This window comes from Parendozoicomonas sp. Alg238-R29 (genome assembly GCF_947331445.1).
In the GTDB taxonomy this organism is placed as follows: domain Bacteria; phylum Pseudomonadota; class Gammaproteobacteria; order Pseudomonadales; family Endozoicomonadaceae; genus Sansalvadorimonas.
In genome coordinates this window covers 1-17,976 of the sequence record NZ_CAMZOG010000029.1, presented here as the reverse complement: position 1 = coordinate 17,976, position 17,976 = coordinate 1, and the positions used below count along the sequence as shown (strand labels likewise).

Annotated in this window: 14 protein-coding genes and 1 pseudogene; 9 read left to right on the top strand and 6 right to left on the bottom strand. The window is 48.6% G+C overall.

Going from position 1 to position 17,976, the window contains the following annotated elements; all coding sequences use genetic code 11:
- Nucleotides 1–25: 25 nt before the first annotated feature.
- Complete coding sequence (gene mfd / locus QMA35_RS09315; RefSeq protein ID WP_281646873.1) at nucleotides 26–3,475, bottom strand: transcription-repair coupling factor; 3,450 nt, start codon at nucleotides 3,473–3,475, stop codon at nucleotides 26–28.
- A gap of 427 nt (nucleotides 3,476–3,902) precedes the next feature.
- Between mfd and QMA35_RS09310 the strand changes: the two genes are divergently transcribed.
- Nucleotides 3,903–5,288 (top strand): glyceraldehyde-3-phosphate dehydrogenase, encoded by a 1,386-nt coding sequence (locus QMA35_RS09310; RefSeq protein ID WP_281646895.1) that lies wholly within the window; start codon nucleotides 3,903–3,905, stop codon nucleotides 5,286–5,288.
- Here the strand turns inward: QMA35_RS09310 and QMA35_RS09305 are convergent.
- Nucleotides 5,265–7,118 carry a hypothetical protein gene (locus QMA35_RS09305; protein ID WP_281646872.1) on the bottom strand — a complete coding sequence of 618 codons (1,854 nt, stop codon included), beginning with the start codon at nucleotides 7,116–7,118 and terminating at the stop codon, nucleotides 5,265–5,267. The genes QMA35_RS09310 and QMA35_RS09305 overlap by 24 nt on opposite strands.
- A gap of 298 nt (nucleotides 7,119–7,416) precedes the next feature.
- On the opposite strand from QMA35_RS09305, the gene QMA35_RS09300 reads away from it, so the two are divergent.
- The 8 genes and pseudogenes from QMA35_RS09300 to QMA35_RS09265 all read left to right on the top strand — a co-directional run bounded on the left by QMA35_RS09300 (nucleotide 7,417) and on the right by QMA35_RS09265 (nucleotide 15,280).
- Nucleotides 7,417–8,748, top strand: a complete 1,332-nt coding sequence (locus QMA35_RS09300) for a Na(+)-translocating NADH-quinone reductase subunit A (protein WP_281646871.1) — start codon at nucleotides 7,417–7,419, stop codon at nucleotides 8,746–8,748.
- A gap of 5 nt (nucleotides 8,749–8,753) precedes the next feature.
- Nucleotides 8,754–9,947 carry an NADH:ubiquinone reductase (Na(+)-transporting) subunit B gene (locus QMA35_RS09295; protein WP_281646870.1) on the top strand — a complete coding sequence of 398 codons (1,194 nt, stop codon included), beginning with the start codon at nucleotides 8,754–8,756 and terminating at the stop codon, nucleotides 9,945–9,947.
- Nucleotides 9,940–10,731, top strand: coding sequence for a Na(+)-translocating NADH-quinone reductase subunit C (locus tag QMA35_RS09290; protein ID WP_281646869.1), 792 nt, complete (start codon nucleotides 9,940–9,942; stop codon nucleotides 10,729–10,731). The genes QMA35_RS09295 and QMA35_RS09290 overlap by 8 nt, the downstream gene beginning before the upstream one ends.
- Before the next feature lies 1 nt (nucleotide 10,732).
- The gene (locus tag QMA35_RS09285) at nucleotides 10,733–11,401 is read left to right on the top strand and encodes an NADH:ubiquinone reductase (Na(+)-transporting) subunit D (protein ID WP_281646868.1); all 669 of its coding nucleotides are present in this window, start codon (nucleotides 10,733–10,735) and stop codon (nucleotides 11,399–11,401) included.
- Nucleotide 11,402: 1 nt separating this feature from the next.
- The gene (gene nqrE, locus QMA35_RS09280) at nucleotides 11,403–11,999 is read left to right on the top strand and encodes an NADH:ubiquinone reductase (Na(+)-transporting) subunit E (RefSeq protein WP_281646867.1); all 597 of its coding nucleotides are present in this window, start codon (nucleotides 11,403–11,405) and stop codon (nucleotides 11,997–11,999) included.
- A gap of 15 nt (nucleotides 12,000–12,014) precedes the next feature.
- Entirely contained in the window at nucleotides 12,015–13,247 is a 1,233-nt protein-coding gene (nqrF, locus tag QMA35_RS09275; protein ID WP_281646866.1) for an NADH:ubiquinone reductase (Na(+)-transporting) subunit F, read from the top strand.
- Between the two features lie 107 nt (nucleotides 13,248–13,354).
- The gene (locus QMA35_RS09270) at nucleotides 13,355–14,302 is read left to right on the top strand and encodes a hypothetical protein (protein WP_281646865.1); all 948 of its coding nucleotides are present in this window, start codon (nucleotides 13,355–13,357) and stop codon (nucleotides 14,300–14,302) included.
- A 339-nt stretch (nucleotides 14,303–14,641) separates the two neighbouring features.
- A pseudogene (locus tag QMA35_RS09265) lies at nucleotides 14,642–15,280 on the top strand (FAD:protein FMN transferase).
- A 266-nt stretch (nucleotides 15,281–15,546) separates the two neighbouring features.
- On the opposite strand, the gene QMA35_RS09260 reads toward QMA35_RS09265, so the two are convergent.
- From QMA35_RS09260 to QMA35_RS09245, 4 genes are all read right to left on the bottom strand, one after another.
- Complete coding sequence (locus QMA35_RS09260) at nucleotides 15,547–16,374, bottom strand: hypothetical protein (protein WP_281646864.1); 828 nt, start codon at nucleotides 16,372–16,374, stop codon at nucleotides 15,547–15,549.
- 115 nt (nucleotides 16,375–16,489) lie between these two features.
- Nucleotides 16,490–16,723, bottom strand: coding sequence for a hypothetical protein (locus QMA35_RS09255; RefSeq protein ID WP_281646863.1), 234 nt, complete (start codon nucleotides 16,721–16,723; stop codon nucleotides 16,490–16,492).
- Nucleotides 16,717–17,127: a hypothetical protein gene (locus tag QMA35_RS09250; protein WP_281646862.1), complete on the bottom strand. Its 411-nt coding sequence runs from the start codon at nucleotides 17,125–17,127 to the stop codon at nucleotides 16,717–16,719. The genes QMA35_RS09255 and QMA35_RS09250 overlap by 7 nt, the downstream gene beginning before the upstream one ends.
- A 127-nt stretch (nucleotides 17,128–17,254) precedes the next feature.
- Nucleotides 17,255–17,976, bottom strand: a 722-nt coding sequence (locus QMA35_RS09245; RefSeq protein WP_281646861.1) for an IS1595 family transposase, incomplete at its 5' end; no start/stop codon positions are given.

Sequence of the window (17,976 nt, the reverse complement as noted above, 5' to 3'; positions counted from 1 at the left end):
CTCTTCAATGAAGTTACACCTTGCATCAGGCCAGTCTGTCCAGAAGATTCTGAGTGATCTTGAAGCGCTCCTCAACCTTTTCTGACCCTTCAAGCAATCTCAAGGTGGAAGAACCTTCCAGTCTCCACAAGTGAGATTGCTGTTGAACCAGTAAAACAATTTTCATAGGGTCAATATTTGGAGCGGAGTTGAAATCCACCCGGCCGCCACGGGCACCGATATCAATACGTTCAATGCCAAAGGCCTCGGCACGATGACGAAGGCTGGTTTGACGGAACAATTGTTTCACAGGCGCTGGCAATAGGCCAAACCGATCAATCAGCTCGATCTGGAGATCTCTTAAAGTCTCTTCGTTTGCAGCAGATGCTATACGCTTATACATGACTAATCGGGTATGAACATCCGGCATATAGTCATCTGGAATCAACGCTGGAGCTCTAAGATTGATCTCTGTGCCGTGGGCGAGGGGGCGATCAATATCTGGGGTTTTACCGGACTTAATAGATTCGACAGCTCGTTCCAGCATTTCCATAAACAGGGTGAAGCCCACGCTTTGAATCTGGCCAGACTGTCCTTCCCCAAGAAGCTCACCAGCTCCACGGATTTCAAGGTCGTGGGTTGCCAGGGTAAACCCAGCGCCAAGATCATGAGCTTGTTCAATGGCTTCCAATCGTTTTTGAGCATCTTTGGTGATGCTTCTTGGTGGCGGTGTAAGCAGGTAAGCATAGGCCTGGTGATGGGAGCGGCCAACTCGCCCACGTAGCTGGTGAAGCTGAGCCAGACCAAACTTGTCGGCACGGTCAATAATAATGGTGTTGGCACTGGGTATATCGATACCGGTTTCAATAATGGTGGTGCACACCAGAACATTGTGGCGTTTGTGGTAGAAGTCCTGCATCACTGATTCCAGTTCCCGCTCACGCATCTGGCCGTGGCCTATACCAATACGGGCTTCCGGAATCATCTCTGCTAAATCACTGGCTACCTTTTCGATGGTTTTGACTTCATTATGCAGGTAGTACACCTGCCCGCCACGCATTAATTCACGCAGAATCGCCTCTTTAATCAGTAGCTCGTCAGACTGGCGGACAAAAGTTTTTACCGACAGCCGCAGCGCGGGAGGGGTTGCAATAATTGACAGATCTCGAATGCCGGACATGGACATGTTCAGGGTTCGTGGAATCGGCGTGGCTGTCAGAGTGAGAATATCAACTTCGGAACGCAATGATTTCAGGCGATCCTTATGGCGCACACCGAAGCGATGCTCTTCATCGATGATAAGCAGGCCTAGATTTTTGAAATGAATATCCGGCTGTAGCAGTTTATGGGTACCGATAATAATATCGATCTGCCCCGTTACCAGTTTGTCTTTCATTTCAGTAATTTGCTTGGCTGATTTGAAGCGGGAAATCACCTCTGTTGTCACCGGCCAGTCAGCAAAACGATCTCGGAAACTTTCGTAGTGTTGCTGGGCGAGCAATGTTGTAGGAACAAGAATGGCAACTTGTTTGCCGCTATGCACAGCCAGAAAAGCGGCCCTCATGGCTACTTCGGTTTTACCAAAGCCAACATCACCGCACACTAGTCGATCCATCGGTTGTGGTGCTGTCATATCAGCAATCACAGAGTTAATAGCCGTTTGTTGATCCGGAGTGGTTTCAAAGGGAAAGGCTGAACAGAACGTGTCGTAATCCGATTCCGGAGAGCTAAAGGCAAAACCCTTCCGGGCTTCACGGCGGGCATAAATATCCAGCAATTCCGCTGCACTGTCCCGGGCTTTTTCTGCCGCTTTACGACGAGCTTTGGTCCATTGTTCGCTACCCAGTCGGCTCATGGGAGCCAGTTCGTCATCGGTTCCTGTGTAACGGGCAATCAGGTGAAGTGAAGCTACCGGAACATAAAGCTTGGCTTCGTCCGCATATTCCAGTTGAAGAAACTCCTGAGTTTGACTATCAACTTCAAGGGTCATCAAGCCTTTATAACGACCAATGCCATGATCAATATGAACAACAGGTGCACCTTCCCGCAGTTCGCTGAGATTGCGAACAAGCTGGTCGGTATGATCCGTCGCGCCTTTGCGCAGACGGCGCTGCATTACCTGACCGCCCAATAGCTGGCTTTCGCTGATCAGGGCAATATCTGGATCAACAAACCAGAGTGGATTATCCAAAGGTGCAGTGGTGATAGCGATAGGGGCTGAGCCCTGAACAAAACTTTGCCAGTTATCCACCTGTTCAGGCTTGATGCCGGCCTTGGCAAGAAGATCCAGCAGGTTTTCGCGGCGACCGGCTGACTCTGCGGTAAACAACACTCTGCTGTTGCCTTCCAGAAAATTCAGCAGGTTTTGCAATGGTTGTTCTTTACGTGGTTCTGCTGCCAGCTCAGGAGTTGGGCGCACAGGGATATTTTCTTTCCCTGCCTTTTGTAGCTGAGCTTCTTCGGTCAGAGTTATTCGAGGGTATTCCAGCAGGTGCCCAAACAGTTCGTTCTCGTTTAGAAAAACTTTTGCCGGAGCAAGCAGGGGACGCTCAGGATTTACCCGGTGATTTTCATAACGGCTGTCGGTTTCGGCAATAAACTGCTGAACAGCGTTTTGTATATTGTCATCTGTCACCACCAGAGTTTTTCGGGGTAGATGATCAAACAGGGATTCTGTTTCCTCGAAGAAAAGATCCAGAAAGTATTCAATGCCTGGCGAGGGAATGCCTTCGCCCATATCGGTATACATGGGGCAGGCGCGATAATCGACATCAAAAGCATCACGATATGCAGCACGAAACCGGTTCTGCGCACTTTTGTTCAGAGGGAATTCGTGAGCCGGCAGTAGCTGAATACTATTAATGTCTTCCAGAGACCGCTGGGTTTCCGGGTCGAAGGTTTTCAGTGTATCGACTTCATCATCAAACAGGTCAATACGATAGGGCTGGTCACTACCCATTGGGAAAATGTCGAGTATTGAACCTCTTAAAGCATACTCGCCATGGGTTAAAACAGTATCGACATGGCTGTAGCCTGCGGTTTCGAGATTCAGGCGATACTGTTCCCGATCGAATATGTCTCCCTTGCTGATCATCAGGCTGTTGCCCTGCAGCCATTGGCGGGGTGGCAGTCTGTGGAGCAGGGTGGTAACCGGCACGATCAAGACAGACTGTTTAACCGCAGGCAAGCGGAAAAGAGTTTTCAACCGTCGGGAAATAATATCCCTGTGGGGTGAAAACGTATCGTAGGGCAGGGTTTCCCAGTCTGGGAAGTGCAGAAGTTCAATGTCTTTACCCTGACCCTCAGTATCCAGAAAGAACCCTAACTCCCTCTGCAGTCGATCAGCATTTTCAGTATTTGAAGTAATGATCAGGGTTAATCCCTGATTCTTGCGAGCAATGTCGGAGATTGCGCAGGCACCGGCAGCACCGGTGGCTTGACCCCAGTAACGCCTGTCCGCTGGTCGTTCTGGTAACGCAAAGTCAGTCAGGATCATGAACTTCCTGTTTTCTGGTCATGAGGAAAGGCTGGAATTTTAAGGTGTGTCGAAGGATTACTCCAGCTTCGCAGGAGCAGGAAGGAGGGTGTTGGCTGGCAGTAGTATAAAAACAAACACAAATCCAACAAAAACAAACATCAATGAACGGTTTGGGTTGCGGAAAGCCGAAGTGATCTGGATAATGGCCGCACACAAAACCGGTGGGTTTAGTGCAGGTTTCATGGGTGTTTATGGAGATAAAGTAACCATGAGCCGAAAGTGCTCAGTAGGAAATACATGGGCGCTTTCACGATAAAAATACTGCCACCACCGGGACAACAAAGAGTGAAGCAGCAATTCAAAGGCAGGTGAACCCGTCGTGACTTCCGATACCACCAGAGAAACCCGTAATGAATGGATCGAGCGTGAAGCTCTGACTGAAGCCATGATTCCCATGGTTGGTCGGCTTTATCGCGAAAATCATGTGGTGACTTCGGTTTATGGTCGCCCACTGATCAATCGTTCTGTGATTGATATTATTAAAGCCCATCGATTCGTTCGGCAGATGGAAGGGAGTGAACTTGCAATCCGCGATACTCACGCGGTTCTCGAACAGCTTTCAGGCTTGAATCTGGCGGAATGCCGTATCGATATCGGCAAACTGGCCATGAAGTTCCGCCGTCAGGATAAAATTGCTGAGTTGGATGATTTCCTGAAAGAAGAACTGAAAGAAGTCATTGGCGGTCGCTCTGGAGAGCGTAGTGAAGGGCAGGATGTCGTTCTGTATGGCTTTGGTCGTATTGGCCGTTTGATGGCCCGCCTGCTAATTGAGCGTTCCGGTGGCGGTGAAGGCTTGAACCTGCGGGCCATTGTTGTCCGCAAAGGTGGTGCCGCTAATGATTTGCAGAAGCGCGCCAGCCTGCTGCGTCGTGATTCTGTTCATGGCTCCTTTAAAGGAACCTTGACCATTGATGAAGAAAACAACTGTATCGTTGCCAATGGTGTTCGTATACAAGTGATTTACGCCTCTTCTCCAGACAGCGTCGATTACACAGCCTACGGCATTAAAAACGCGATTATTGTTGATAACACAGGTATGTGGCGTGATGAAGAAGGTCTGGGCCTGCATCTGAAATCTCCAGGTGCATCCCGGGTGCTGCTGACAGCACCTGGTAAGGGTGATATCAAAAACATTGTTTACGGCGTAAACAGCGATATGGTTAGCACGGATGATCGTATTCTCTCCGCTGCATCCTGTACCACCAATGCCATCACTCCTGTGCTGAAAGCCCTGATGGACAAATACGGCATTGATAATGGTCACGTGGAAACTGTTCACGCTTACACCAACGACCAAAACCTGATTGATAACTACCACAAGGGCAGTCGCCGTGGTCGCAGTGCTGCTCTGAATATGGTTATCACAGAAACTGGAGCCGCCAAGGCGGTAGCCAAAGCCTTGCCAGAGCTGAAAGGTAAGCTGACTGGTAACGCTATCCGGGTACCAACACCGAATGTGTCTATGGCGATTCTGAACCTGAATCTGAAAACAGAAACAGATGTTGAATCGTTGAATGATTACCTCCGCTGGAGTTCTCTGCACTCCGATCTGCAAAAGCAGATTGATTATGTGAATTCTGCTGAGGTTGTTTCCAGCGATTTTGTTGGCTCCCGTTATACCGGCATTGTTGATGGCGAAGCCACCATTGTTGATGGCAAACGCGCTGTTCTCTATGTCTGGTACGATAATGAGTTTGGTTACAGCTGTCAGGTTAACCGCATTATCCATGAGATGGCCGGTGTCAGCTCAAGAGTCTTCCCCAAGGGTTAATTCATTCTCTTGAGATAACTCGTTATCTGGCGCTGACTCTTCCGGGTCAGCGTCATCTTCTGGAGTTGATAATTCCTCTCTGTTGCTTTCCGTTTCCCTTATTAAGTTGGTGAATTCCTGATTGAGGGCTTCCAGCTCATTGACTTCATCATTGACTTCAGGAGTGTGCGGGGCTGACCTATCAGTTCTGCTGACACCCAGAAGAGTGCTCATCCACTCGGTTAATGTGGTTGCGATTGATTGCCGGTTTCCTTCTATGGCTTCAGCCTGACTGCCAAAGTTATGTCCTGATTCAACATTGAGTTCACCGTGATAAAGAGATTGGAATGGAGAGTATCTTACATATTTTCTTGTTAAGTAATGGATGACACCGCTACGCTCCCAATCTGGTCGCATAACGCCCTTCATAAATGTCAGGTAGCCAACCCATTCCCCCAGTTCGGTTGTTAATGAAGAAATACCACTTACGGCTTGCTTCATGGTTGGGAATTCATTCCAGTACATATAGGTTGTTAATGCCAGCGCGCTTGTTGCTCCCACTAAACCACCCCAGTAAGGTTGGTTTCTCCTTGTGATTTTACCCTCCAGCAGGAAGTAGTCTCTGGTTGCGTAGAGCGCATACTGATTAAACAACAGCGTAAAACCGGTTAAGAAACGAGACCCCCAGTCTTCTGTCAGGCATGCCGAAAGAATAATAGGCATCATGAAATTTGGATTAAGTAACTGGGCTGCTGAGGTGTTGCCCGGTTTGATATTTAGTGAGTACAGGAGCATGGCACCCATTGCGGTCCAGATCAGGGGGCGCTTGTTTTTTACATAATGCAGGGTAAACAGCCCATCCATTAACACCGACCAGTAATTGCTTTGCTGCCAGTTTCTATAGGTGCCGGCAAACATGCCGGCAGCGTAACTGTTAAAGGATGTGTGTCTGCTGAGTATGCCGGCAGAGATCTGGGCAGAAAGCCCCAGCATGGCCGCATAACTGCCTGATGCCAGCGCCATGGGTGTGTTCTCTTTAGCCAAGCTGTAATAAGCGAGATTGCCGACAACCGGAGCAACAAGCAGGGCATTAAGGAAAGGCTTTGCCTGTGGGTACTGATTCAAAATGTGCTGGGTCATGGTAATGATCTGGGGAATAATTATCCCTTCCTGGCCAGCGTCTAGCGAATGGTTAGAAAACTCCACAAGGGGCATGTAAATATAAGATCGATAGTAATAGAGAGTTATGGCGATCTTTGCCAAAAAGGCCGTGCTCTCAGGGGATAGGTCGTCATTGTTTAACTCGTTAGCCATATTGGCTGCTGCAGTTAAAGGGGACTGGGTAAGTTCATCGATTAAATGAAGTTGCAACAGTTTCCGCTGGGCTGGCGTCAGTTGTGTAGAGAGGAATTCGTGAAAAACTCTCTGCACATGCTGCATTTCCAGTTCAGCGTAAGTTGCAGTAAGTGGATTGAGTTTCAGTCGCCCCTGAAGAGTTTGATCCATCGATTGGTTATAAATAAGTTTTGGGCCATCATCTGTATCTACTACTTGGTAGCCCATAGCCTCCTGAAGAAATATTTCAGAAGGGTTTTCTTCATAATTCTGAACTGCGTTGTCTTCTGTTTCAGCGTCTTCTCTTTCCCTGCTGACCTGCTCACTTGCTAAGGCAGAAGGTTCCTTGTTAGGTGCTGGTTCTTCAGGTGTTGCGACAACTTCTAACGACGATGAGGCAAAGTCTGCGGGAGCGTTGACTACGTGTAGAGAAAGGGCAATTGTAGCGGTCAGGCACGCCAACCACTTGAATTGTCCGAATCGTTCTTTCGCGTAAAGCTGGAATTTTGCTGTCATTTATTCTGTTGAATCCTGTCATTGCAGCTCTAAACCCTTAATTCCATATGGAATATTGACGCTTCGGTCATTATAATCGCCGCTGGAATACATGGGGGGGTGAAACTTGGTGTTGGGATACTTGGTTTATCCGTATATCTGTCACCCTTTCACTGAACACCGTTTCCAGACTTTTGCCAAAACACTCACGAGAATTTGGTAAACCAAGGCGGGCGGAAAAATAGAACAACAGTTCAGTGTTTGCCAGTTATCACCAGTTTTTGTGAAACTCCTGCATATACCAGGTTGGGTATTACGTATGATCAAAATTAAACAGGGCCTGGATTTGCCGATTTCCGGGTCGCCGCAGCAGGTTATCGAGGATGGTGTGCAGATACGCTCTGTCGCTGTTGTCGGGCCTGACTATGTTGGCATGAAGCCAACAATGGCGGTGTCAGTTGGAGATCGGGTCCGGGTTGGAGACCTGTTATTTACCGACAAGAAGACAGAAGGTGTCAGATACACAGCGCCTGCAAGTGGTGTGGTTTCTGCCGTGAACCGTGGTGAAAAGCGTGTTCTACAGTCCGTAGTGATTGATGTTGAAGGTGACGAAACTGTAACCTTCAGCAGCTTTACTGCCGACCAGCTCAGTTCCCTTGAACGTAAGCAGGTTGCCGACCAGCTCGTTGAATCAGGGCTCTGGACGGCACTTCGCACCCGACCATTCAGCAAAGTTCCTGCGCCTGGATCTGCCCCCCGCGCTATTTTCGTAACCGCTATGGATACTCATCCATTGGCGGTTGATCCTGTGCTGGTTATCTCTGAGCAGAAAGAGGCCTTTGAAAACGGCCTGACTGTTCTTAAGCAGCTGACCGATGGTGCTGTATACCTTTGTAAGGCTCCAGGGGCCGATATCCCTGCAGGCCCTGCCAAGGTAGAAGAGTTCGCCGGCCCTCACCCAGCCGGTCTCGCGGGCACTCATATTCACTTCCTCGAGCCTGCGGGCGCTGAGCGAATGGTGTGGAGTGTGGGTTATCAGGATGTGATTGCTATCGGTAAGCTCTTTACTACCGGACAAATCGATCCCGCTCGCGTTGTGTCTATTGCTGGTCCTCAGGTTGAGAAACCTCGCATTGTTCGTACCCGTTTGGGTGCAAACCTCGATGAGATGACTGCCGATGGTTTGAAGAATGGCGAGAACCGTGTTGTATCCGGTTCCGTTCTGGGTGGCCGTACAGCCCATGGCGTTTTTGCTTACCTCGGGCGTTACCATAATCAGGTGTCTGTACTCGCCGAAGGTCGTGACCGTCCTTTCCTTCATTACTTCTCGCCAGGTTTGAATCGCCATTCCGTGATGCCGACTTACCTCTCCGGCTTGATGAAGAAGGTATTTCCGTTTACGACCACAACTAATGGTAGTGAGCGTGCCATGGTGCCGGTTGGCTCTTACGAAAAAATCATGCCTTTGGATATTTTGCCTACACAGCTACTGCGTAGCCTGATTGTTGGTGATATCGAAGTCGCTGGTCAGTTAGGCGCCTTAGAGCTGGATGAAGAGGATCTGGCACTGTGTACTTATGTGTGCCCTGGCAAATATGAGTATGGTCCTATTCTCCGGGATAATCTGACCCGAATTGAGCAAGAGGGATAACCCACGTGCTGAGAAAACTGTTAGACAGCCTGGCCCCTCATTTTGAGAAGGGCGGAAAATATGAGAAGTTCTATCCCTTGTTCGAGGCGATAGACACTGGACTTTACAGTCCACCCAGCGTCACTCATACCAGCTCCCATGTTCGTGATGGTATTGATCTCAAGCGGATTATGATCACCGTATGGGCATGTGCCTTTCCGGCCATGCTTTTTGGTATGTGGAACGTAGGTTATCAGTCCAACATGGCCATTGCCGGTGGCTTGTCTGCTCCGACAGACTGGCATAGCTGGTTCTTTGTTGGTCACGATCCTGCGAATTTTCTCCATAACATGATTTATGGAGCCGCTTACTTTCTACCGATTTATGCCGTTACCTTTGCGGTGGGTGGATTCTGGGAAGTTCTGTTTGCCACCATTCGTAAGCATGAAATCAATGAAGGCTTCTTCGTTACCTCTATCCTGTTTGCCCTGATTGTTCCTCCATCCGTGCCTTTATGGCAAGTGGCCCTGGGGATCACTTTTGGTGTTGTAGTTGGTAAAGAAGTATTCGGTGGTACAGGTAAAAACTTCCTGAACCCTGCGCTGACTGGCCGAGCCTTCTTGTTCTTTGCTTATCCCGCCCAGCTTTCGGGTGATGCAGTCTGGACTGCCGTTGATGGTTTTTCCGGTGCAACAGCACTGAGCCTGGCGTCACAGGGCGGTGTTGATGCTCTGATGCAGAATGGAATCACCTGGTTTGATGCTTTCTACGGAAGCATTCAGGGTTCTGTGGGAGAAACATCGACTCTAGCAATTTTGCTAGGTGGTGCAGTCATGCTGATCATGGGCATTGCGTCCTGGCGTATCGTCGCAGGTACTGTTCTTGGCATGGTTGCTATGACACTGGTATTCAATGCCATCGGCTCTGATACCAATCCTCTGTTCGCTGTCCCCTGGTACTGGCACTTTGTTCTAGGTGGCTTTGCCTTTGGCCTGATCTTCATGACCACAGATCCTGTATCAGCGTCTATGACTCATACGGGTCGTTGGTTCTTCGGTATTCTAATCGGCGTGATGGTGACACTGATTCGTGTTATCAACCCTGCGTATCCTGAAGGCATGATGCTTGCCATTCTGTTTGCGAACCTGTTTGCGCCATTGATTGATCACTTTGTCGTTCAGGCTAACATCAAGCGCCGGGAGGCTCGCCTTAATGGCTAATAACGATACGATTAAAAAGACCCTCGCGGTTACCATTGGCCTGTCACTAGTGTGTTCAGTGCTGGTCTCTGGTGCGGCTGTTTTTCTGAAACCGCGTCAGGATGAGAACAAACTGCTGGATGTTCAACAGAATATTCTCTCTATCTCCGGTCTGGTTGCTGATCCCAAGGCCTTGAGCCGCGATGAAATTGCTGCTCGCTTCAAGGAAGTCACACCAAAACTGGTGGATGTCGAAACAGGTAAGTTTGATACGTCTGGCATGAATGCTGTGACGTATGACCAGCGAAATGCGGCCAAAAACCCTGCTGAGTCACGAACTCTGACCCCACAAGAAGATACTGCACAGATCAAGCGTCAGGCGAAGCTTGCCAAAATCTATGAAGTTCAGCGTGATGGAAAGCTGCAAACGTTGATCCTGCCCGTTCATGGTTATGGTTTGTGGTCCACCTTATACGGTTACATGGCGCTTGATGCAGACCTGAAAACTGTCGTTGGCTTTGGCTTTTACTCTCATGCTGAAACACCTGGTCTGGGTGGTGAGGTCGATAACCCCAAGTGGAAAGCCAGCTGGAAGGGAAAGGAAGTCTTTGGCAGCAATGGTCAGGTTGATATCACAGTACTAAAAGGTTCTGTGAATCAGGCTCTGCCAAGTGCCATTCATGAAATTGATGGATTGTCTGGTGCCACTCTAACCAGTCGAGGTGTGAACAACCTTGTTCAGTTCTGGCTGGGTAAAAACGGCTTTGGACCCTTCCTTGCCAACCTGAAGAAGGGGGAGGCTTAATATGAATCCGATTAGCTCCAAAGAAGTCCTGATCTCACCGATCTTTAACAACAACCCCATTGCTCTGCAGATCCTTGGTATCTGTTCTGCTCTGGCTGTTACCACCGGTATGCAGACGGCACTGGTGATGACTGTGGCAGTGACGCTGGTGACAGCGTTTGCCAACCTGTTTGTTTCCCTGATTCGTAACCACATCCCCGGCAGTATCCGGATCATCGTACAGATGACCATCATTGCCTCACTGGTTATTGTTGTGGATCAGGTACTCAAGGCTTATGCCTATGAGACCAGCAAGCAGTTGTCTGTATTTGTTGGCCTGATTATTACCAACTGTATCGTTATGGGTCGGGCGGAAGCCTACGCCATGAAGAATCCGCCACTGCCTTCTTTTATCGACGGAATCGGTAATGGTCTGGGTTATGGTGTGATTCTGCTGGTTGTTGCGTTCTTCCGGGAATTGCTCGGTGCCGGCAAACTGTTCGGAGTTGTGATCTTCGAAACGGTAAACAACGGTGGTTGGTATAACCCCAATGGTCTGATGCTGCTGGCTCCCAGTGCGTTCTTCCTGATCGGCCTGTTTATCTGGGCGCTGCGGACTTGGAAGACTGATCAGGTAGAGGCTGAAGAGATGAAGATGGCTCCTCACAACACTGCTTCGGAGGCTCACTGATATGGAACATTATCTGAGTCTGTTCGTTAAGGCGGTTTTTGTTGAAAACATGGCCTTGGCGTTTTTCCTGGGCATGTGTACTTTCCTGGCTGTCTCCAAGAAGATCCAAACGTCTTTTGGTCTGGGTGTCGCTGTTGTCGTAGTCCAACTACTGACTGTGCCGTTGAACCAGTTAATCTTCCAGCATGTATTAAAAGAAGGCGCTTTGGTTGAAGGCGTTGATCTGACCTTCCTGGGTTATATCACTTATATCGGTGTTATTGCTGCGGTTGTTCAGATTCTGGAGATGTTTCTGGATAAATATGTACCTGCTTTGTACAGCGCCCTGGGCGTATTCTTGCCACTGATCACTGTAAACTGCGCCATCCTTGGTGCCACATTGTTTATGGTTGAGCGGGATTACACCTTCGGAGACAGTGTTGTTTATGGCGTTGGCGCCGGTGTTGGCTGGATGCTGGCCATCGTAGCGCTGGCCGGTATTCGTGAAAAGCTTAAGTACAGCGATGTGCCTCCGGGCCTGCGCGGGCTGGGCATTACCTTTATCACAGTTGGACTGATGTCTCTTGGCTTCATGTCCTTCTCTGGTGTCCAGCTGTAAGGGGAGAGCAGAAATATGGGAAGTGAACAGATCATAATGTTGGGCGTTGCCCTCTTTACCGTGATCGTACTCGCTCTGGTTCTGGTTATTCTGGCGGCCCGCTCCAAGCTGGTCAGCACAGGAGATGTCACCATTGGCATCAATGATGACCCGGAAAAGAGTGTAACGGTTCCGGCTGGTGGTAAACTGCTCCAGACTCTTGCTGGCAACGGTGTTTTCTTGCCATCTGCCTGTGGTGGTGGCGGTACCTGTGCCCAGTGTAAGTGTAAGGTTCTCGATGGTGGTGGCTCTCCACTGCCTACTGAAGAGCCGCACTTTACTCGTGGTGAGTTGCGTGAAGGTTGGCGTTTATCCTGTCAGGTTGCTGTTAAGCAGGACATGCAGGTAGAAGTTGAGGAAGAGCTGTTTGGTGTGAAAAAGTGGGAATGCGAGGTTGTTTCTAACAACAACGTTGCCACTTTCATCAAGGAGCTGGTTCTGAAACTGCCTGAAGGTGAAGACGTTAATTTCCGCGCCGGTGGTTATGTCCAGTTGGAAACTCCGGTTCACGAAGTTGATTACAAAGACTTTGATATTGACGAAGAGTACCGTGGTGACTGGGACAAGTTTAACTTGTGGCAGTACAAGTCCAAGGTAAATGAGCCGGTCATCCGTGCTTACTCCATGGCGAACTATCCAGAAGAGAAGGGTATTCTGAAGTTCAATATCCGGATTGCTTCGCCGCCTCCGGGTATGGATGTGCCTCCTGGTCAGATGTCATCTTTTGTGTTTAGCCTGAAGCCTGGTGACAAAATCAGTGTCTACGGTCCTTTTGGTGAATTCTTTGCCAAAGATACCGATGCTGAAATGGTGTTCGTGGGTGGTGGTGCTGGTATGGCGCCTATGCGTTCCCACATCTTTGATCAGCTTAAGCGCCTGAGCTCTACACGTAAGATCTCCTTCTGGTATGGAGCACGTTCTCTGCGTGAAGCCTTCTATACCGAAGAATATGACAAGCTGGCGGAAGAAAACCCCAACTTTGAATGGCATTTGGCTCTGTCTGATCCTCAGCCTGAAGATAACTGGGAAGGTAAAACCGGCTTTATCCATAATGTTCTGCTTGAGAACTATCTTAAGGATCATGCTGCCCCTGAAGACTGTGAGTTCTACATGTGTGGACCTCCCATGATGAACGCGGCAGTTATCAAGATGCTGGAAGATATGGGTGTAGAAAAAGAAAATATCCTGCTTGATGACTTTGGTGGTTAACCAATTTCACTGGTCTGGCATTCAGAAAGGGTCGGCTTTGCCGACCCTTTTTTATGGACGTCTATTCATAGCCTATTAAGCTAAAAGGGTAATCAGGGAGGATTATCATGGGTGTAGAGTCAGCAAGACAGGCTTTTGCCAGCCGGAAAGAACATAACTGGAGCGTGCCTAAGGCTCTTCTTGAGACTGTTAAGGCTTTATTTGCTGGGCATAAGGTTGTTTCACCTTCGACAGATCAAGTCAGATATACACCAGATGTTAATAGAGGAAATGTTAACTTTGAGTCTTTGAAGAACAGGCAGGTTTCGTCAGACGAATTTATTGAATCATCCTATATTAGTGTCGGTTCATCTGAGGTAACTGACATTCCAAATGATATGCTCAATTCTGATGCTGTTCACTATAGAGTTAATCGTGATCAGCCCCATGCTGGTCAGCAGATAGGGTTGGGAGTCAGAGCAGAAGGGGCTGGCTCTGATAGACTGGCTCCTAGAGAGCCTGAAGATGATGGCTATGTTCGTGCTGTTTTTGATCCATCAGTTTTGATTGATTTGGTTATTGGATTGTCTGAGAGAGACAGTGTGTCAGATGAAATGGTAGCGCAGACTTTTGGTATTTATGTAAGGGAAAACAGACTTACCGAATCTCAAGTGAAGAGTGTTCTGGATGAGTTGGGAAAATCCGACAAGATTCCCGATGAACTGGGTCCATTGCTAGAAAACAGCAGTCAAGGTGCGTTGAAATTGTCTCCCTATTATCAATTGGCTGTTGATCTTTTGGATCAACTTTACTTTCAGCATCAAGGTGATGAAGATGGGTTCAGTGATGAAGTCAAGTATCTGTATTCATATGAAGACAAACTCATGCAGACCCTTTCTGAAAAATGCACAGGTTCCATTGCCGACAATAAGCTTTTGTTGGATGGAGAGAGCGTTGGGTGGGTAAAAGAGGCTATATCTCATGCGGCTCGCAAGGATATGGATCTTTCAAAGTTGGATATGATTTTGCCATTAACCGAGTTGTATAAAGCTATTGAAGAGAAACATCGTAGCTAACAATTTTATGAAGGTCATCTCTAGGTGGCCTGTTACCTCGATGTTTAAAACACTTCTTGCAAATATTAGGTGATCTCCCTGCAAGACTGTACAATTTGCATTGAAATATTGTTGCAGTATGTTGGATGACCAGTGTCTAAACGTTTTTCCCTGCTTGCAGGGGTGATCCTCTGTCTTATTATTGCCTTCTTCATTTTTCGCCCTGCCCAAGAACGCATTTTCGAAAATGCCGGCCGGACTATGGGTGCAACCTAGTCTGTAAAGTATGTGACAGACAAAGCAAATAATTCCGAAGTTTTGTCTGATATCCAAAATACTCTTAATCAGGTCAACCAGGGGATGTCCACCTATATTTCTGATTCAGAAATTATGCGCTTGAACAAGTATCCTGTTAACGAAGCTTTTGCGGCTAGCCCGGCACTCTTTCATCTAGTAGAGCAGGCCATCCATATTTCGGAAATTTCTGACGGTGCTTAGGCAGAAACCGGTTATCAATCACTGATTCTCGATAGCAAAAACCGTACAATAACCAAATCCAAGCCTGTTTTTGTTGACCTTTCCTCTATCGCAAAGGGGTATGGAGTTGATCAGGTTGCCCGTGCTCTCGAAGGAGTTGGGCTTACCAGTTATATGGTGGAAGTTGGCGGCGAAGTTCGCTTGCGGGGTAAAAAGCCCGACGGTCAGCCCTGGAAAATTGCTGTGCGGGAACCGGTTCTTGATAATCAGATTCGAACAGTTGTGACCCTCGACAATTGGGGGATTGCAACGTCAGGTGATTACCTGAACTATTACGAAGTGGAAGGTGTGTATTTTTCTCACCTTATAGATGCCCGTACAGGCTATCCTGAGAAGCACCGTTTGGCCTCTGTGGCAGTGCTCAATATCGTGCAGGCTATGCAGGGTCTGATTACCTTTTTCTCCGGTATTCAGAATAGTTTCACCAGATGTGCTGTTTTTCCCTCCGAGGTTAATCGTTAAGCGAGGAGAGGTCTGTTGGGTATAGTCGGCAGAGTTCAGGCCTTCGTAGTTCACGGTGTCTGTGCAGTCGCCACCGTAGTATTGGCCTTTGTGCCTGTTGGATAAAAGTCCCTGGTCGTGGCCATTGATGGTATCCACTACAAAAACATCGTCACCACCGCGGCCATGAAGGTTGTCGACAACCCCGCCGCCATTCAATATGTTCTTGCCTTCATCGCCTTTCATGGCATCCCAGCCCTGACCACCAATAAAGCGTTCAACACCGGTCACACTGCTGAGAATGTTATTGCTGTCGTCTGCATCATATTGAAGATCCTGACTGATCTGAACTTCGCTCTTTTCCAGATCAAGGAACAGGCGACCGCTTCCCTGATAGATATAGGTGTCCAGACCTTCACCTCCATCAATGGTGGCTTTTCCTGCACCACCGCGCCATGGCCACCTGTTGCTGTGGTGGTGGAGTTTTCTGCTCTCAGGTCAAACAGATCATTGCCATCTTCGCCGTTGAAGATGTTGGTGCTGTCCTTTCCGGCTTCCAGAATGTCATTACTTGCACCGGCATGAATGGCATTGGTGCCTTCGCCGGTATTGATCCGGTTGGCGCGCTCATCCCCTTGAACGGTGTCATTGCCTTCACCGGTCATCAGGCGATCAAAAGAGACGAATGCTGAGGACGTTTCACTATTGAGTGTGGTTTCAACATTAGAGAACTCAATGCTGCCCAGTTTTGTGGCGAAAAGGCGGTGAGTCGCACTCTGGTCTTTTGCGGCGATACGGTTGATCAGAATGTTGCTGCCGCCATCACCGCTGGCCAAATCGTTGATGTTATTGACGACGATCACATCGTCACCAGCACCACCATTCACATTGTCGTCCCAGCTGCCTGTACGGTTTTTGCCACCGTCCAGATAGTTGTTGGCGTTATTGCCGGTTATGTTGTCACGGAATGCAGTGCCGATCACATTTTCCGTGCCACCGATGTCCGTCTCATAATTGAGGTGGCCATGGCGAGCAGCCAGCATATAAACAAAGGAGTGTCCCCACCCCAGCTCGTTGGCTGACTGGCTTGAGGCGTTAATCAGATGGTCATACATCACTTTGCTGGCATTGTCGATCACGCGGTATTTGAAGGAGCCGTGATCGTGTCGGCCGTTGTGAATGTAGAGGCTTGTGACGAGCAGGGTGTCGTGTTTAACATTGTAACTGAAGTTACGCAGCTACGAATGATCGTAGCTGCTTGAACGATGCCTGCAGAGCAGACATATAGATTTTCGCTCTGAGCTGAAAATGGTTCATCTTCGGCTTTAACGACAGGGCTTCCAGTCGGAAGGCCGAGTAAATCGATAGAAAAATATGATTGCTTTGGGTTCTGACAGTATGGGCTGGCGACTTGGCCATGGCCGCATTGGATTTCAGGGTTTTATGGAAGACTTCTGTTAACACCAGTTCCTAACGGACTCTTTCCACCGTCTTTTGTAGATCGTTTTCAAGCTCTCGGCGTCACAATCCAGATCGCTGCTCACCAGATAGAGTATGCCTGTGCTGCCATCCTTGTTTTTAAAGACTTGGCGGAATAGCAGAACAGGAAAATTGACTCCAGCTATCCAGCCTGTGACAGGCTTATCTTCCATGAAATTCACAGTATCTATGCGTTGTGATCGGCCTTGCTTTTTATCTTCCAGACTGAGGGATACCAGCCGGTTTGACTTCATGGCCATCAGGAAATGTTTACCACAATCCTGATGAACAAAATGCATGTTTTCTTTGGAGCTGGACCAGCTATCCGCGAGAACATAGCGGAACTTCAGGGCATTTTGACAACAAACCTGTGGCTGTGGTCTTGCCATAGGATGAAAGCAAATAGTCAGAATACAGTTCGATTAGGTCATGTCTCATGGCGGTAATAATGCCAAACTTTGATGTTCAGTGCGTAACTTCAGTTAATTAGGTTTATTACGTAAACGTGGGCTCTGTTCACACTAACTGTGGGTTGAGCCAATGGGACGCTTCCTGATCTAACAAACTCTCTTCTGAGAAGATATGTGTCTTTAAAAATCGCTTCCACCCCAAATAGCGCGATAAATATTTCGTTGCCACACCTTTGAAAAAACCATTGATCCAACGTTTGAGCTCACTGTGATAAGCGTTGACCGTCTGGATGTGATAAACCTCCTCTCGCACATACTGGCCTGCCGTAGTGACCAACTCTTTCAGCGTCACGTTGAGTTGGTCTGCCAGTTTTTCATGGGACAGATGAGCATCCGTGCACAGGGTGCTGCCTGGTAAAATCCGTCCTGCCAGTTGCGTGAAGAGTTCATCGTTACTCACATGTTCGAGAACGGCATCGGTTACATGTTGCTGACGGTCGCAGGCCACCATGACGGGAATTTTTCTGATTGTTCCTGACTTTTCACTGGCATTCTCCGACGGCTTTTTCTTGCGCCTGGATCGACCACCTCGTTTGCGGGCTGCAGCACCCAGCCCCCGCTGCCCTTTGCGGGATTCCCGGGAAAAGGTTTCATCCATTTCCGAGATACCCGACAACTGACCTGTTGTGTCGGCTTCAACCACTGCCATCAGGCGATGACGGAGATAAAACGATGTTTTCAGGGACACGTGACATTCGGCAGCAGCCGGGCGTAACGTGGTTCCTCCATCCATGCAAGACAAGTAGGCATCCAGCTTTTCACGAATAC

Bases quoted from the DNA above. Each gene is read 5' to 3' on its own strand.
- QMA35_RS09285 (WP_281646868.1), top strand. From the start codon at position 10,733: ATGAATCCGATTAGCTCCAAAGAAGTCCTGATCTCACCGATCTTTAAC.
- QMA35_RS09250 (WP_281646862.1), bottom strand. From the start codon at position 17,127: ATGGCAAGACCACAGCCACAGGTTTGTTGTCAAAATGCCCTGAAGTTC.
- QMA35_RS09310 (WP_281646895.1), top strand. From the start codon at position 3,903: ATGATTCCCATGGTTGGTCGGCTTTATCGCGAAAATCATGTGGTGACT.
- QMA35_RS09300 (WP_281646871.1), top strand. From the start codon at position 7,417: ATGATCAAAATTAAACAGGGCCTGGATTTGCCGATTTCCGGGTCGCCG.
- QMA35_RS09270 (WP_281646865.1), top strand. From the start codon at position 13,355: ATGGGTGTAGAGTCAGCAAGACAGGCTTTTGCCAGCCGGAAAGAACAT.
- nqrE (WP_281646867.1), top strand. From the start codon at position 11,403: ATGGAACATTATCTGAGTCTGTTCGTTAAGGCGGTTTTTGTTGAAAAC.
- QMA35_RS09260 (WP_281646864.1), bottom strand. From the start codon at position 16,374: ATGTATGACCATCTGATTAACGCCTCAAGCCAGTCAGCCAACGAGCTG.
- mfd (WP_281646873.1), bottom strand. From the start codon at position 3,475: ATGATCCTGACTGACTTTGCGTTACCAGAACGACCAGCGGACAGGCGT.
- nqrF (WP_281646866.1), top strand. From the start codon at position 12,015: ATGGGAAGTGAACAGATCATAATGTTGGGCGTTGCCCTCTTTACCGTG.
- QMA35_RS09305 (WP_281646872.1), bottom strand. From the start codon at position 7,118: ATGACAGCAAAATTCCAGCTTTACGCGAAAGAACGATTCGGACAATTC.
- QMA35_RS09290 (WP_281646869.1), top strand. From the start codon at position 9,940: ATGGCTAATAACGATACGATTAAAAAGACCCTCGCGGTTACCATTGGC.